General features: G+C 47.7%; 15 protein-coding genes. 1 reads left to right on the top strand and 14 read right to left on the bottom strand.

Going from position 1 to position 16,234, the window contains the following annotated elements; translation table 11 throughout:
* Positions 1 to 19 precede the first annotated feature (19 nt).
* The 9 genes from QVE09_RS28780 to QVE09_RS28740 all read right to left on the bottom strand — a co-directional run bounded on the left by QVE09_RS28780 (position 20) and on the right by QVE09_RS28740 (position 10,346).
* Complete coding sequence (locus QVE09_RS28780; protein WP_315939589.1) at positions 20 to 1,573, bottom strand: response regulator transcription factor; 1,554 nt, start codon at positions 1,571 to 1,573, stop codon at positions 20 to 22.
* Complete coding sequence (locus QVE09_RS28775; protein WP_315939588.1) at positions 1,548 to 3,335, bottom strand: cache domain-containing sensor histidine kinase; 1,788 nt, start codon at positions 3,333 to 3,335, stop codon at positions 1,548 to 1,550. The genes QVE09_RS28780 and QVE09_RS28775 overlap by 26 nt, the downstream gene beginning before the upstream one ends.
* A 249-nt stretch (positions 3,336 to 3,584) precedes the next feature.
* The gene (locus tag QVE09_RS28770) at positions 3,585 to 4,907 is read right to left on the bottom strand and encodes an SGNH/GDSL hydrolase family protein (protein ID WP_315939587.1); all 1,323 of its coding nucleotides are present in this window, start codon (positions 4,905 to 4,907) and stop codon (positions 3,585 to 3,587) included.
* Positions 4,908 to 5,109: 202 nt separating this feature from the next.
* The gene (locus QVE09_RS28765; RefSeq protein ID WP_315939586.1) at positions 5,110 to 5,400 is read right to left on the bottom strand and encodes a hypothetical protein; all 291 of its coding nucleotides are present in this window, start codon (positions 5,398 to 5,400) and stop codon (positions 5,110 to 5,112) included.
* A 229-nt stretch (positions 5,401 to 5,629) separates the two neighbouring features.
* Positions 5,630 to 6,493 (bottom strand): inositol monophosphatase family protein, encoded by an 864-nt coding sequence (locus QVE09_RS28760; protein WP_397387115.1) that lies wholly within the window; start codon positions 6,491 to 6,493, stop codon positions 5,630 to 5,632.
* A gap of 105 nt (positions 6,494 to 6,598) precedes the next feature.
* The gene (gene uvsE / locus QVE09_RS28755) at positions 6,599 to 7,600 is read right to left on the bottom strand and encodes a UV DNA damage repair endonuclease UvsE (RefSeq protein ID WP_315939584.1); all 1,002 of its coding nucleotides are present in this window, start codon (positions 7,598 to 7,600) and stop codon (positions 6,599 to 6,601) included.
* 155 nt (positions 7,601 to 7,755) lie between these two features.
* Positions 7,756 to 8,079: a hypothetical protein gene (locus tag QVE09_RS28750; RefSeq protein WP_036614107.1), complete on the bottom strand. Its 324-nt coding sequence runs from the start codon at positions 8,077 to 8,079 to the stop codon at positions 7,756 to 7,758.
* 30 nt (positions 8,080 to 8,109) lie between these two features.
* A complete protein-coding gene (locus tag QVE09_RS28745) occupies positions 8,110 to 9,210 on the bottom strand; it encodes a D-alanine--D-alanine ligase (protein ID WP_036614110.1) in 1,101 nt (366 codons plus the stop codon).
* A 137-nt stretch (positions 9,211 to 9,347) separates the two neighbouring features.
* On the bottom strand, positions 9,348 to 10,346 hold the full coding sequence (locus tag QVE09_RS28740) for an amidase domain-containing protein (RefSeq protein WP_397387114.1): 999 nt from the start codon (positions 10,344 to 10,346) through the stop codon (positions 9,348 to 9,350).
* Positions 10,347 to 10,731: 385 nt separating this feature from the next.
* On the opposite strand from QVE09_RS28740, the gene acnA reads away from it, so the two are divergent.
* Positions 10,732 to 13,446: an aconitate hydratase AcnA gene (gene acnA / locus QVE09_RS28735; RefSeq protein WP_315939583.1), complete on the top strand. Its 2,715-nt coding sequence runs from the start codon at positions 10,732 to 10,734 to the stop codon at positions 13,444 to 13,446.
* A 108-nt stretch (positions 13,447 to 13,554) separates the two neighbouring features.
* Here acnA and QVE09_RS28730 read toward each other — a convergent pair whose 3' ends face one another.
* The 5 genes from QVE09_RS28730 to QVE09_RS28710 all read right to left on the bottom strand — a co-directional run bounded on the left by QVE09_RS28730 (position 13,555) and on the right by QVE09_RS28710 (position 16,194).
* Positions 13,555 to 13,869, bottom strand: a complete 315-nt coding sequence (locus tag QVE09_RS28730; RefSeq protein WP_315939582.1) for a hypothetical protein — start codon at positions 13,867 to 13,869, stop codon at positions 13,555 to 13,557.
* 35 nt (positions 13,870 to 13,904) lie between these two features.
* Entirely contained in the window at positions 13,905 to 14,303 is a 399-nt protein-coding gene (locus tag QVE09_RS28725) for a hypothetical protein (RefSeq protein WP_315939581.1), read from the bottom strand.
* A 215-nt stretch (positions 14,304 to 14,518) separates the two neighbouring features.
* On the bottom strand, positions 14,519 to 14,728 hold the full coding sequence (locus tag QVE09_RS28720) for a hypothetical protein (protein ID WP_315939580.1): 210 nt from the start codon (positions 14,726 to 14,728) through the stop codon (positions 14,519 to 14,521).
* 13 nt (positions 14,729 to 14,741) lie between these two features.
* Positions 14,742 to 15,302, bottom strand: coding sequence for a VanZ family protein (locus tag QVE09_RS28715; protein ID WP_315939579.1), 561 nt, complete (start codon positions 15,300 to 15,302; stop codon positions 14,742 to 14,744).
* A gap of 28 nt (positions 15,303 to 15,330) precedes the next feature.
* The gene (locus QVE09_RS28710; RefSeq protein ID WP_315939578.1) at positions 15,331 to 16,194 is read right to left on the bottom strand and encodes a M15 family metallopeptidase; all 864 of its coding nucleotides are present in this window, start codon (positions 16,192 to 16,194) and stop codon (positions 15,331 to 15,333) included.
* Positions 16,195 to 16,234 lie beyond the last annotated feature (40 nt).

The raw sequence follows: 16,234 nt of genomic DNA, 5'->3' as shown, positions 1-16,234 counted from the left end.
CATGATTGGTAGTCCATTGTTATATGCCGATCCTCCGGAATTCCGTAGGTGTCATACCGGTCCACTTTTTGAACACCTGACTGAAATATTGCGAGTTGCCCCCGAATCCGAACAATTCAGCAAGCTCGAATACTTTCACATCCCCGCCTCTGCGAATATGGTCACATGCGCGTTCAATGCGCAGGCGATTCACGTAGTTGGAGAAATTCTCGCCTGTAACTTTTTTGAAAATCTTGCCCAGGTAATCCGGATTCATATACAACATCTGATGGGCGACTCCGTTGAGAGAAAGATCCGCCTCTCCATAATGACGATCCACGATATCCATCATCTTCTCCACGGCAGAAGACTGGCGACTGATATGGTTTTTGTAATAACCGGAAGTTAATCGGGCTGCACTGCTTGCAACAAAAGACTTCAAACCAGATAACGTATCGATATGAGGCAGTTCTGCCATACGCTGGGTGAATTCCGTTGCCTCCTCAGGTGGACAGACATGAACCATCGCCGAGTACAGTTGCACTACGTAAGAGCGAGTCACTTCAATTTCCAGCTGCTGACGCGATAATAGATCAAACAAACGATCCACCTCTATCGCTGTTTCCTCGGTATTGCCCGATTTGATCAACTGACACAGTTGCTCCGCATCCTGTTCTACATGCACGCCGTCGCATTCTCCGGCCAAAACGAGATCATTCTTTGTGATCAGCTTGCCTTCACCGATAAAAAAGCGATGGTTCAGATACTGCAATGCCTCACGAAACAACCGCCGTGACTGGATCATTCGATCTGCTTCACTCAGCGCAGCGGTCACTTCCAATTTATATAGTCTGGTAAATGCAGCCCGAACCTCTTCAATGCTTTCTTTCAATCCGGCCGGATCAGCTGAATCCGCAAGCAGAATGAGGAGTTTGCCTTCAATGGTTGTACTTAACAGTACATGGGGGAGCAGGTCACTGGCAATGTTTTTGATCGCAAATAAGTGACTGTAATCATGTTCATCTACAATTCGGAACAGCAGTAACCGAACTGCATTCTCTTCAAGCTCCAGATCAAACAGCTCCTGATAATACTCCAGATCAACCGGCCCATAGGTGCGGTTGGTCATGAACTCCAGCAGAAATTGCTCCTTCACATGCGGAAGGACACGCTGTAATCGCTGTTTCATCTCACCGGCAACATGCTCCTTCACCTGGGCATCCTGATGCTCCTGCAACAGTTCAGTTAACGCATCATGGATCTGATTCTCATTGCAGGGCTTGAGCAAATAATGCTTCACACCATATTGCATCGCTCTGCGGGCATATTCGAACTCCTTGTAGCCCGATAACATAATGAAACGTACTCCCGGGTATGCTTCAGATGCCTTCTCTATGAGTCCGAGACCATCCAGACCTGGCATGGAAATATCCGTAATAATAATATCGGGTCTCGACTGCCCAATTTTTTCCAATGCTTCGATCCCGTTCCTCGCTGTACCCACCAATTCCGTTCCTGCCGCGGCCCAATCGACCACTTGGGAAATCCCCTCCAGTATGACACGTTCATCATCTACGAGCATCACTTTGTACATCGTCATCGTCCTCTCTGATCCAAGGTATGCTGATCGATACTACAGTTCCTGATCCGGGCTTGCTGCTCATCACCATTCCACCTTCATCACCGAAGGTCAGTCTGATTCGTTCCTGGATGTTAGATAACCCGATGCCCTGTCCTCTTGTCTGAATACGTCCTTCGTGTAGTTGTTCTAGGAATTCCGGTGTCATCCCCGGACCGTCGTCCTCGACTTCAATAATCACCTTATCTCCATCTGCTCTCGCCCGAATACGGATCCGGCAAGGGTCAATGCTTGGTTCGAGTGCATAATGTATGGCGTTCTCCACCAAAGGCTGTAATGTCAGCTTCGGTATCCGCGCCGTTCCTACCTCTGGTGCAATTTCCATGTCAAAGTCCAATCTTTCCTCAAAACGCGTGCGCTGAATCGTCACGTAACTGCGGACAATGTCCAGCTCTCTTTCCAGCGTGATCCACTTCTCGGACATATTCACAGAGCTACGCAGCAGAAATCCGAGAGCCTCAACCATTTCCGAGATCTGTCGTTGCTTCTGTACTTTAGCCAGCCAGTTGATCGATTCCAGCGTGTTGTATAGAAAATGTGGATTGATCTGCGCCTGAAGCGCTTTCAACTCAGTCTCACGAATCACCAGTTGCTTGGCATAATTCTCATCAATCAATTCACGTATTCGTTGTAGCATCATCTTAAATGTGCGATGCAGCAGCCCGACCTCATTCTGTGGAGATATAGGAACATTGCCGAGGGCCGCCTCCTCCAGTTTATCCAGATCGCCTTTTTCGATATTACGCATCTTTTTGATCAACTGTGCAATCGGATGGGTAATACTGCGAGAGAATCTCGCTCCAATGAGAAGCGCCGCCAGAAAAATCATGATGAAGATCACCGTGACCAACTGTTTGACAAACTGGATCTTTTTAAACATCTGGTCAAACGGGGTTGTGTACAAATAGGTCCAATCCGTATAGGAAGAATGAGCACGAGCAACAAAGTGTCTCCCCTGCTCCAACATGGCAATTCCATAGGGCTGGGTGCGCTTCAGTTCAGATTCAATCTCGGCTTCACTGACGGCTGATTCTGTTGGATAGATCACTTCTCTTCCATCGGTAATCAGTAATTGGGAGTCCTCAGCCGGTTCTTGCATCTGATCCTGTACAATTCGGTCCAGTCGTACGCGGATGATCAGTGTGCCGAGGTCCTCCAATGTAAATGCTCCGCCAATAAAGGATTTCACCTGTCGGACCGACAAGAGTCGGGACTGTTTATCCCCACTGGTATGCCAGGCATTGGAGCCCGAGTATTGCTGTCCTAGTGCAACCAGTTCCTTTTGCTTCGACTCCGAAATTCCCTCCCGATTGCCTGCGGCCATAACGTTATTATCATTATCGATAAATAGCATGGAATAGACGTATTTTTCGGAACCCGCGTAAGCGACTAACCTGTTGGTAATTTTTTTACGCAATCCATTTTTCTCGTAACCCGTTTCGGCCTTTTTCAGTTGAAGCAGATATTGCTGAAGCGGCTCGTCCGACATCACCTTGAAGGAGAGATTGGAAATTTCACGAAGTTGATTCTCAATACCTACCGAAGACATATTGAGGACCTGCGAGGATTTCTCATAGATCTGACGGTCATAGATACTGAACACATATCGGAGTACGGACGCATAAAACGTAAAGCTGATTAACATCAAAAGTCCGATGAGAAGAATCGTTTTGTGATGAATCGGCAGTGTTGTGAAAGCGTTCTTAATTTTGTTCATCCTAAGCGCTCCTTTGGCTTGCGAGGGGTGCCTGTCATACTATGATTAGTGGTTTTATTGTAAGTTATTTTCATATTTACACATCCATTGGTCATCTGACAAGATATATTTATGCAACATTTTAAGTCATCAGAGAAGGTATACATCTGTGTCAGCAACTCAAAAAGCACACAAAACAGCCAGAATACCTTGAACAGATCAAGGCAATCTGGCTGTTGAATAACATCATGCTTGAGCATGAAATACAATTTACGGGTTAACAAAAACCGTTTTCAGCTTCGCTACATATTGCACATCAAAGCCAAGACCTTCAGCCACCATGGCAAGGGGTACATATGTTTTGGACTCTTTGCCTACCTTATTCAGGAATGCAGGTGTATCCACAGTAACCGATGCTCCATTTACCTTCACAGCATTGGCACCAATCTTCACAGCAACTTTCCGGTTTCCATATGTAATGGTTGCGGTTGAAGTTTGGTTATCCCACACCGTAGTAGCCCCGACAGCGTTTACGATGTCTTGAATCGCCACAAAGTTTTTGCCGTTACGGATAATCGGTTTGTACGGTGTATTTAATGTTTTGCCACTCACAATAATGTTCATCGGCTCACCTGTTGCAGGTGCAGTCAGCTTGGTGTAGTCGCCCCAGATCGTTTTGGCAAATACTTCAGCAATGGCCGCATATCCAAATTGGTTCGGGTGGAAATCACGATCTTTGATCATATGAGTCATCGTGCCTTCACCACCAACAAACTCCTTGGCCACGTGTGCGACTTTGACATCGGTACCCTGAGCAGTGAATTGTGCTGCAATGCCATCAATGGTCTGTGTGAAGCCTTGGGATGCCTCCATCAGTTTGGCATAGAGTGCCTTGCCTGCTACTTCTGGCATCGGTTGATACTGGTCGGCGATGACAATTGTAGCTGTCGGATTAATTTCATGGATATCATTAATCGTTGCACTTACATTAGCTGTATATGTTGTGAGTAATTCTTTTACCTTCGCTTGCAGTTCCTGATCACTCAGTTTGTCTGCTGTACCGAGAAGCTCCGATACATCATTCCCCCCAATGGTGATTGCAACCAGATTCGCCTGTGCGATATCCTCGCGAATTGCAGCAGTATTGGCTCCAATCTGTCCCGCTCTTGGATCAGGAAGACTTGGTTGAATGGCTTCAGAAGTCAGCGTTTTGCCATCCTTAATTGCAGTAGTGAAGTTTTTCAGGCCACTGGTTTTCAATCCGGCAATCCCGTAGTTGTCCACCTGTGTACGCCCATGCAGCAAACCTTGCTCCTGCAGACGTTCTACATAACCATAAGGCAATTCTTTTGTGTTGGGCTCATAACCTACCGTTATGGAATCTCCCAAGGTGACGATGCGGAACTCCTTGGTTACGGCTACTGCATCTTTCTTCGCTGTCAGCGAAGTCTCGTTTGTACCCGCTGGCAATACACCGGTTTTGGTGTCAGCCGCGTGTGCAGGCAATGCAGATGATGTAAAGAGCAGCATTCCTGCCAACATGCTTACCGTTAAACCGGCAGCTGTATTTTCCCATATACGTTTACGCTTCATTCGGGGTAACACTCCTTTTCGCGAATCTATAATTACACTAATATATAGTACATCGGTCATTCCAATGATATAAGTCGTGTTACTCTATTCTATCATTTTAAAGTAGGCGTTGTCCTCTCTGCTGAGAGCACACATGAAATAACAGACTCCCTGATGGGGAGCCTGTTATTGGTGAAGCACAGCTATAACGTTCAGTGTTTAATTAAGATTGCGGCTTATCCGAGTCTTCAGCAATCGAATGATCCTTGTCGCTCTCCGGTTTGTTCCCGGCAGTTCGCTCCAGATACCGATCATAACGATCGTCCACTTCGCGTGCCATCTTCCGGTACTTTAACGTTTCCTCGACAATTGGATCACGTTCTGTCTGGATTCGCACTTCATATTTGGGAGGAATCAGCTGGCGTTCACGCTGATCGGTGTCGCCGGACTCTTCCATGTCCCCTTCCGTCAGCATATCACTGAGCCGTCGTTCCAGTTCTTTGGATTCATCCATTGTTTTCGCTCCTTTAATTAAAGTCATACATGAGTTACCTATACTATTGTACTTTCACTTCGTGTACAGAACCATCTTCCGATCGCTGTTATCCCCAGATTTCTTTGATTCCCTTTTTCAAGGTAGAAATCCGGTGATAAAGGCGAGCGCTCCGCTTCTTCAGATGCTTTCTGTCCCCTCCGTTAATGTACAATTAAAAGTATTTAAAGCATGGATGAGTTGAATAAACTCACTCCAGACCAGTAGCCTTCGCTTCCTTCAACACATCCGTCAGTGCATCATGGATTTTGCCATTGCTGGCAACCACATGATTCACAGACAGTTGATAAGGCGCTCCGATGGTATCGGTCACCTTACCGCCTGATTCTTCAACCAGCAGCGCACCTGCTGCAATATCCCACGGTTTCAGACCAACTTCGGTGTAGGCGCTGAGACGTCCTGCGGCAACATATGCCAGATGAAGGGCGGCAGATCCGCCTGCACGCAAGTTACGAACTTGCGGAGCAAGAGCCTGTACAGCGGCCATGTTCAGTGGCAACGCAAAGGTTGTGTCTGCCGGGAATCCAACCGCAATCAGGCTCTGAGCCAATTCCTTTTCACCAGATACAAGCATCCGGTTTCCGTGGACGTAAGCTCCTTTACCTTTTTCCGCGACAAACAGTTCATCACGGGAAGGGTCGTAGATTACGCCAACAATAACTTCACCATTGTGAGCCAATGCGATGGACACCGAATAAAACGGGAATCCGTGTACAAAGTTCGTCGTTCCGTCCACAGGATCAACAATCCAAAGGAACTCTTCTTCTTCGGCCTCTTTCAGTGCTTTTGCCGAAGCTTCCGGTCCCGGTTCGACGCCTTCTTCACCCAGAATGGCATGGTGGGGAAAATGCGTGAGAATCAGGCGGCGGATCATCTGCTCCGCTCCTTTATCCACTTCGGTCACCAGATCTTGGGGTGAATATTTGGTGCCAAGTTCAGCTACCGTCCCAAGACGGCTTTTGATCCATTCGCCAGCTTTGGAAGCTGCATTAATGGCAACGGCAGTATAGCTTTTGCTTGTCACGACATAAGGTATCTTTTCCTTCTCATTCAAAGCGTTCACTCTACTTTCTATATCAATCTACGAAAAGTTGAAATACTTGTTAAAAGTATACGCCTCACAGGTCGTAAAGTTTCTCGTTGCCCAAGCCCCTTTTGGCTAAGGATGAATGATGACGGTAGACTCGTCCACCCACTCCACACCCTCTTCGTGATAGAATGCCAGCTTCTGCATCAGTTGCACAAGAGCCTCATCCTTGCGTTTCGCCTCAATCATCACGTCAAGCCTTGGGGTGTCTGCTGCGATGTGACGCAAGAAGTCGAGCAATGGCTCTACCTCCACGCCATCGGCATGACCTCGCAGATCCTTTTCACTCTTCGGACTGGAGACATGGATTTTGGGTGGCAATGGCTGATCAGCCGGTGAATCTGCCTGGGCAAGCGGTGACTGCCAGGTCTTTAGAATATCAGGCCACAGATCCCATGGCCGTTCTCCTTCGTTGTTCACCCACTGGTGATGAATATCCAGTACCATGGGCAATCCCAAACGCTGGCACACGGCCAGTGTCTCAGGCGCATTGAACGTTTTGTCATCATTTTCAAGTGTAAGCCGCTCCTGGATGTCCCGATCCAGCTTCAAAAAGTTTTCTTCAAAACGTAGCGCCGCCGAAGGCTTGTCCCCGTATGCACCACCAATATGTATATTGTTCTTGGCAGTGGCATTCAGTCCCATGGCATCCAGCATCCGAACATGATGACGAAGGTCTCGTATCGAGTTGCGCAGAACTTGCTCACGGGGTGTACTAAGTACGGTAAAATGGTCCGGATGAAAGGACACACGCATATGATTTTCCTTCACAAAATCACCAATGGCCGCAAAGTCCTGCTTCAGTGCCGGGAACGGGTCCCAGTCATTCAGGTCCTCGTGTGTTGCCAGTGGAATCAATTTGGAAGAGAAGCGATATACATGAATATGGCTACCCTTGTTATGCCTGAGCAAACGTAATGTATTGTGCAGGTTCTCGGCTGCAATCCGTTCGAGCTTGCGGATCGCTGCTTCCCTGTCATCGATTTTGTTAAAACTCGACATGGTCATGGTCCGGGAAGGCGAGGCGTTCTCTATAAGCACGGACATTGCCACGTAACCAAAGCGTACGAGCATGAATTTCTTCCTCTCTATTAGGGCGGGAAACCCGCACGACATATTCAGCCGTCAGGATGTACCGTCACTGTATATAACCAAGTTTTACCCTAAAAGAGTGACCATAATCGTATTCTGGCAAATCAGTCCATCCGACTCGCACTTACAATCCACAACTATTCCTGTGCTTGCTCTCCAAAGAACATCTCATCCGCAAGGGCAGTCTGGATGCGTGATTCTTCCTCAGTCAATTTGCGGATGAGTTGCATCTCCACCTCGGTTACCTCTTGCCCCTGGAAGTTGATCTCTGCAATGGAAACCACGATCTTGACGATGGCTACAGCCACGTTATCCGGTGTGTATGCAATCACTTTCTGGCCGGTAGGAAATACCCTGAAGCCCTGTTTGACCATTTTGCCACGTCCGTATTCAAGCAGTTCGAACAGCTCCTGCTCATTCTTGAACTTGCATACGGAATTGAATTCAGTCTGAAATCCCATGCATATCCCTCCTGATCTTGTGGTCGCAGGCTACGCCTGTACGCCGTTCTCGTAATTCAGTGCCTGCTTGCGGTTGTAACGCTCCAGTGCCAGCTCAATCATACGATCCAGCAGTTCGGCATACGATACACCTGTCTCACGCCAAAGAAGTGGATACATGCTATATGGTGTGAAACCAGGCATGGTGTTGACTTCATTAATAAGCAATGCGCCGTCATTTTTCCGAATGAAGAAGTCCGCACGTGAAATGCCGTTACCTTCAATCGCACGGAACGCCTGCAAAGCTGCCTCGCGAATGCGATCTGCGGCCTCTGGGTCCAGTGGAGCTGGAATCAGCATCTGTGATTGACCATCAATATACTTGGCTGCATAGTCATAATATTCACCGGAGGATACGATCTCGCCTGGAACGGAAGCCATTGGCTCGTCATTGCCGAGGACGCTGACTTCAACTTCGCGGGCTTCGACGAACTCCTCAATGACAACCTTCGTATCATACCGAAGTGCGAACTCGACAGCTGTTTTCAGCTCATCGCGGTTACGCGCTTTGGAGATGCCCACGCTGGAGCCCAGATTCGCCGGTTTGATAAAACAAGGATACCCCAGCTGATCTTCGACCTGTACGATCATTTCGTGCTCTGTCTGCTTCCATTGTGTCGCGTTAAAATACGTAAAGGCACATTGGTCAATGCCAGCCTGTGCAAACAGCTTTTTCATGACTACTTTGTCCATGCCGCCAGCCGAAGCCAGTACACCTGCACCTACATATGGCATATCCGCCATCTCAAACATGCCCTGAATGGTGCCATCCTCTCCAAACGTACCATGCAGCAGTGGGAACATGACGTCCAGCGCTTCTGCTCCGCCATACAAACGGCCAAACAGTGCGTTCAGCGCATCCTGAGTTCCACCCGCGGATTGCTCCAGCTTCAGATCTTCAATCTGCGCGAACGGCGCATGCATGACAGGTCCTTTTTTCCACGTTCCCTGCTTGGAGATATAAAAAGGAACCAGTTCATACTTTTCATAATCAAATGCGTTTGTTACAGCAAACGCCGTTTGCAGCGACACCTCATGCTCGCCCGATTTTCCGCCGTACACGACGCCTACTTTTAATTTATCCATACTCATGTGTACCCTCCGATTATCTGTGCCTGATGCTGTCATGCTTGCATGCTCAGCACCCTTGTTATTCTGCTTGTGTTATCTGGTCTTATTTTACACGGAACTGGATGTCTGCGTCACCGCATCCCGAAAATCTTTCGTCATCAAAACTCATCTGCAATATGAAAAAGCCGGTATACCGTCCGCTCCGTCCAAGCGTAAGAATCCCGGTAATCCCAAAATCGGTGACGGCTGCTAACCGTATGTGCGTTAACAAGCGGCATACCGCCCGCATCAAACGCAGTCACAACGGTGCTGTGCTGAAATCGTCCATCTCCATCCCAATCGTAGAGAATAACATCGCCGAGCATCAACTGCTCAGGACGCTCCACTTCTGTCGCGGTCAGCCCCCAGCTGCTGCCTGATAAATAACGCTCCAGACTATTGGAGACTGCCCAGCTGTAACTCCACATTTCGGAGCCGTTCACATACCCTTTATACCACCAGCCAGCTTCTCTTCTACCAGTATAGTGGATGGGTGCGCCCCCTGCAAAGAGACATTGGGACACGTAATTGGTGCAATCCACATCAAATTCCTCAAATGCCGGATTCCCCGCATTCCACCACCGATCTGCATAGGCAACTGCCAGATCTCTGCGATATGACTGTTGCCGTGAACTTCTTCCTTGACCCAGCACTTCCCGATTCAGCAGCGGCCGATTCATCGCCTGTACAAAATCAGCTTGTTGAAACGGACGTCCTTCCCCAGCAGGGCGACGCTCCGGCACTTCTCGCTCGACCCGTCCAATGATCCATCCACCACTCTGCCGCAGAAAGGTTAACCGCTCCCGCTCAATCCGGTCCTCCCGGTGGGTGATCCCGCTCTTCTCGTAGAACAGTCTGCTGTACAATTGTACATCCACCACCGCTTCTTCCTGTCCGTCCATAAGCGTGCGCACAAGCTTGGCGCTGGTCTCGCTGCGAAGAGGCACGGCGCGCCGCTTACGATACCATTCGTCCAGCCTTGCCATACGCTCTCCCCGTTCCACCACGAAGTCACGATCGGTAACGATCCGTTCGCTGGTCTGTGGACGGTAGTCGATCTCACAGCGATTGTACTGGTTCACGTAAGTATATAAGGCACTCTTCCATTCCCGTTCCAAGCCTATGTCCCCCTTTTGGCATGAGTTTCTGTCTGGAATATTTCATTGCGTATATAAACTCCTACTATTCATATGAGAGGGTCTTCGGTTGTATGTACACGGCTCAGGAGGTAGATCCGAAATTCGGCAAATACAGGTACACGAGATATCTTATTCCTACCCGCTTCACGAAAACGCCTTCATCGGTTCAAAAGCTTGCTTGATCAGGCAAAAAGACCTTTACGTACGGAGGTGAAAACGGTATACTTAAAACTAAAGTTATGATTATGAAATTACGTTTCATCTGATGAAACTAACGAACAAGAACACGGAACGATGAAGGCCTGTTCTTCACCTAAATGAACGTTTTCTTCATCTCACCGACACATCCCAAGGAGGTACATGTATGTCAGCAAAGAATCATTTCTCCGCCGCTCGCAGTCTTGAGGTTGGAGGCAAGTCTTACCGCTACTACAGTCTCGATGCTCTTCAGGAAAACGGCCACGGCGATCTTTCCAGGCTTCCTTTCTCCATTAAAGTGTTGCTTGAAGCAGCAATTCGTCAATTCGACGGACGTGCCATCACCGAAGAACACGTAAAACAACTGACCGGCTGGGCAGATGGCCGTGACAATAACAAGGAAATTCCATTTATCCCTGCACGTATCGTTCTGCAGGATTTCACCGGTGTACCGGTTGTCGTTGACCTCGCTGCAATGCGTGATACTGTGAAAAAAGCAGGCGGCGATCCAAAACAGATCAACCCGCTCGTACCCGTCGATCTCGTTATCGACCACTCCGTTATGGTTGATGCTTTTGGTACCAACGATGCACTTGATTACAATATCAAAGTTGAGTTTGAGCGTAATGAAGAGCGTTACCGCTTCTTGCGTTGGGCGCAAACGGCATTCAACAACTTCCGTGCAGTTCCACCATCCACAGGGATCGTTCACCAGGTTAACCTGGAGTATCTGGCTTCCGTGGCAGCAACCAAAACCGTGGACGGCGAAACCGTTGTATTCCCGGATTCCCTCGTAGGTACAGACTCCCACACCACCATGATCAACGGACTTGGCGTTGTTGGTTGGGGTGTTGGTGGTATTGAGGCTGAAGCAGGTATGCTGGGCCAACCGCTTTATTTTGTAACACCGGACGTTATCGGTTTCAAACTGACAGGCAGCCTGAGCGAAGGCGCAACAGCAACGGATCTGGCACTTACCGTTACCCAATTGCTTCGTAAAAAAGGCGTTGTTGGTAAATTCGTTGAGTTCTACGGTCCAGGTCTTGCCAACATCGGTCTGGCTGACCGTGCAACAGTAGCCAACATGGCACCAGAGTATGGCGCTACCATCGGTTTCTTCCCTGTTGATAGTGAAACGTTGAACTATCTGCGTAACACTGGTCGTCCTGACGAACAGGTAGAATTGGTTGAAGCATACTACAAAGCTCAAGGCATGTTCCGTACTTCCAGCACCGTTGACCCTGAATTCACAGATGTGATTGAACTGGATCTCGGCTCTGTTGTACCAAGTCTTGCAGGACCAAAACGTCCACAGGATCGCATCGAGTTGACACAAATGAAAGAAAGCTTCAACAGCATTATTCGCACACCTGTAGATAAAGGCGGCTACGGTCTGAGCGATGAGAAAATCGAACAAACCGTACCTTTGAAGCACCCTAACGGTTCCACCAGTGAACTGAAAGCAGGCGCTGTTGTGATCGCTGCGATCACAAGTTGTACGAATACTTCGAATCCAAGTGTTATGGTTGGAGCGGGACTACTGGCGAAAAAAGCAGTTGAACGCGGCCTGACCAAACCAGGATATGTGAAAAGCAGTCTGACACCAGGTTCCCTTGTTGTTACCGAGTACCTGGAAAAAGCAGGCCTGATCACGTATCTCGACAAACTCGGATTCAACGTTGCAGGATACGGTTGTGCAACATGCATCGGTAACTCCGGCCCACTGCCGGACGAAGTGAGCGAAGCTATTGCTGAGAACGATATGACCGTAGCGGCTGTATTGTCCGGTAACCGTAACTTCGAAGGCCGTGTGCACGCACAGGTTAAAGCCAACTACCTGGCATCACCACCACTCGTTGTGGCATATGCACTTGCGGGTACAGTAAATATTGACTTTGAAACCGATCCAATCGGTTATGATACGAACAATGAGCCTGTATTCCTGAAAGACCTCTGGCCTAGCTCCGAGGAAATCAAGGATACCATCGCAAGTTCCCTGAACGCTCAGATGTTCCGCAACAAGTACGAGAATGTATTTACAGCCAATGAGCGTTGGAATTCAATTTCTGTACCGGAAGGTGAATTGTACGAATGGGACCCGAACTCCACGTACATTCAGAACCCTCCGTTCTTCCAGGAGCTTGGCGACAAGTTGAACGATATCGCAGATATCCGTTCTGCACGCGTTATGGCATTGCTTGCGGATTCCGTAACAACGGATCACATCTCCCCAGCAGGTAATATTGCCGTATCCAGCCCGGCTGGACTGTACCTGAAAGAACATGGCGTAGAGCGCAAAGACTTTAACTCCTACGGTTCACGCCGTGGTAACCATGAAGTCATGATGCGTGGTACGTTTGCCAACATTCGTATTCGTAACCAGGTGGCTCCGGGCACTGAGGGTGGTATTACGAAGTACCTGCCAACCGACGAAGAAATGTCCATCTACGATGCTTCCATGAAGTATCAGGATGAGGGACAGAACCTGATCGTTATCGCAGGTAAAGAGTATGGTACAGGAAGTTCCCGTGACTGGGCGGCAAAAGGAACATTCCTGCTCGGCGTTAAAGCCGTTATCGCGGAAAGCTTCGAGCGGATTCACCGTAGTAACCTGGTCGGCATGGGCGTAATGCCATTGCAATTCCAGGAAGGTCACGGCTGGTCCAGCCTTGGTCTGAACGGACGTGAAACGTATGACATTACTGGCCTTAGCAATGATGTGAAGCCAGGACAAGAGTTGAAAGTTACCGTAACTCGTGAAGACGGTACACAGTTCGAATTCCCTGTCATCGCTCGTCTGGACAGCATGGTTGATGTGGATTACTACCATAACGGCGGTATCCTGCAAACTGTATTGCGTCAAATGATGAAAAAAGCTTAATGACATAAATCATTAATGCGATGAAGTTATACAAAAAAGCTCCCCATTACGTGCAATCAGCACGTGGTGGGGGGCTTCTTTTGCTTTGCTTTCATAATAGAGATAAGTTTAAAAATCAATTTTCAATCCAACTTCTGAATCATCAGTTGGCCCAGGAATGCGGTATAGCCCTCTGCAGTTTAATTTTTCCACGTTAATCCAGTCTACAAACTCATCTCCTCCGTAGCATCTTACAAAAACGGCATATTCCAGCTCACCCTCATAATTAATGGACTCCGTGTATTCTGTGAATGGATGTTTCCCCTCTATACTCTGCAAAAAATCTGAAAATTCAATTCTCCACTCTTCCATCTTCTCTGCATATTGATCGGGGACATAATAGTAGAATCCATCTGGCGTATAATACGAAATTTTCATTATCATCTTGCAGACCTCCTATCAGCATGTCGGGTAACGGTCTAGAGTTTTAAGATCTCTATACCTTCTTTTAGAAATGATGAGACAAGCGTATGATATTCAATTCCATTTGCTAATTCCTCTTTCGTTTTATGTATCAGATAGTAGGAATATTTCTGCATCAACTCATGCTCGTTTAACTCAATGGGAAGGTTAATAATCTCAACGTCTTCCGAATTAAAACGATAACGATACCCTCTTTCTGACCTTCCTATGTTCATCACTGTTTGGATGACCATTAATTCATCACGTGTAACATTGTTTATTAAAGCTGATCTTCTCTGTTCCATACCAAGTATGATCTCTTCTGCCTGTTGATTAATCTTAGCATCAGCAATTTCGGTTTCAATTTGCATAATGGCTTTCATTGTTCCTGCTAGTTCTTTAGCTAATGAATACAATGTATATCCTCCTTTTTTTGTAAGGAATGGGTACTAACGCATCATCTCTACTCTACCTCATTTGCGATGTTACTCGCAAAGTTCACTGATCCTATCCTAAAGTTGATACCTTATGAAACAACAAAAAAACTCCCCGTAACGTGCAATCTGCACAGTGATGGAGAGCCTTTGGTTTCAGTATGTGTGTTCTCCGTTGCTTCAAGGCCAACTGCCTGCTAATGCCCAATGTGATGTGAGGCTTGATCCAACAGTTGAATCGTGCCCATGATCAGAAACAAACACGATAGAGCAATTAACGAGCCGCCGACCCATCTCGACATGATCACTCGCTCCTTAATCTGTTTTTCCGAAGCATCCGTTACCTTGTGTGGATACAGGAGAAACATTAGCCCTGCGCAAATGAACAGTACAGCCATTATAATCAAGTTGTTCCCCTCCTTACACGTGACTTTCCTTAGAATTTAACTTTTTCGTCGTCACGCGGGATTCTCCTCCCACCAACACCTTTTTCAGACCTGTAGCCATAGTGAAAATGATATATCCAATCAAGCCGCCGAGTGTATTAAGCATCAGATCATCCACATCAAATATGCCCATGCCAGTCACTAACTGTGTCACTTCATAGCCCAGACTGAGCAATAGGGACAGCAGGAACACCTTTACTCCAGAGAACAACTTGTTGCCAGTCAACACAGGAATGAAGATGCCCAGTGGGATAAAGGCCAGTATATTGCCTACCAGGTGGATTGAGGTACCCGGACGATGTAACGACAGGCCGTTCCAGTCTCGTGAGATTTCCTGAAATGGTGTCAGGTTGACAGTTCGCGTATGAATCAGATCCGGTTGTTGCAAGAACGCCATCAGTCGAACCTTCACGATGCCAAAGTCGACAGCACTTCCTTTGAATAGGATTAGCTTCGTCACTAAATATAAATAGATAATGAAAACGGCAGTCCAAAGGATGTGCTGTTTGCTTTTCTTCTGGTTGTTGTGCTTCATGTTGTTTTGCCTCCCTGGTGTTGCCCTGTTATTTCTTCACGGTGACGATGACGCCATCCATGTTATCACCCGATATTTCAGTTTGGCCTTGCTCAGGTATGTAAACGGTCGTGTCTTGGGTGGCCTGGTAATAACGGATATGATACTCCTCACCCTCTACTTCAACAGTAATGTTCTCTTTTTCTTTTAGCATATCGAGATACTCTTCCAGCACCAGATTATTCTTATACATGACGGCACTGTGCGGCAGCCCGACATATCGAAAGTGCCATGGTTCATACTGAATACCCGTGATGCGCACTTTATCCTTTGGGTAACGTAGAATAAATCCGTATTTCCATGCATTCTCCTCCAGCCAGGCGCCCTCTGGTGCTTCATTCATGGCAGCCAAGCTTGAGCCGATATCCAGGGATAACCCAAGATTGTGCTCACTGTGTCCCGCAGGAAGTGCATAGTCTGAACCCTTTTCCCGATATAACTCGTCCTGCTTCGCAAAGTCCCTGTATCCACTGCTGACGAGAAAATATCTGACTCCCTCTTCGCCTGCTGCTTCAACCATCTTCTGGAACTCCTGTGCCACCTGCCGTGATAACATGATTTTCTGATCCAGTATTCCATATCCACGAAGCAGATCATCCTCATGCGACACATATACAATATCGGATTTAACTCCTTCCGGGTGAACCGGGTATTGCTTATCCACTAGTAACAAGTTGCCCTTATGTACCTGATCCTGAATGTTTCCGGTGACGGATACGGTATAACCTGCGGGATTTTCACGCGTGTTCTGAATCTCGATGGGCAACTCATCCTTCTGCTGAATCCATCCCGGTGATTGCGTAACGATATATCCGATCAAAACGATACATATTAAAAAGCCCCACTTTTTCATGCTTGTTCCTCCTTTTACCTCATACATCAAGGATAGACAA

The organism is Paenibacillus sp. ClWae2A, from assembly GCF_032452295.1.
Taxonomy (GTDB): domain Bacteria; phylum Bacillota; class Bacilli; order Paenibacillales; family Paenibacillaceae; genus Paenibacillus.
The sequence above is the reverse complement of the archived record's forward strand: the minus strand, read 5'-3'. Positions and strand labels throughout refer to the sequence as shown.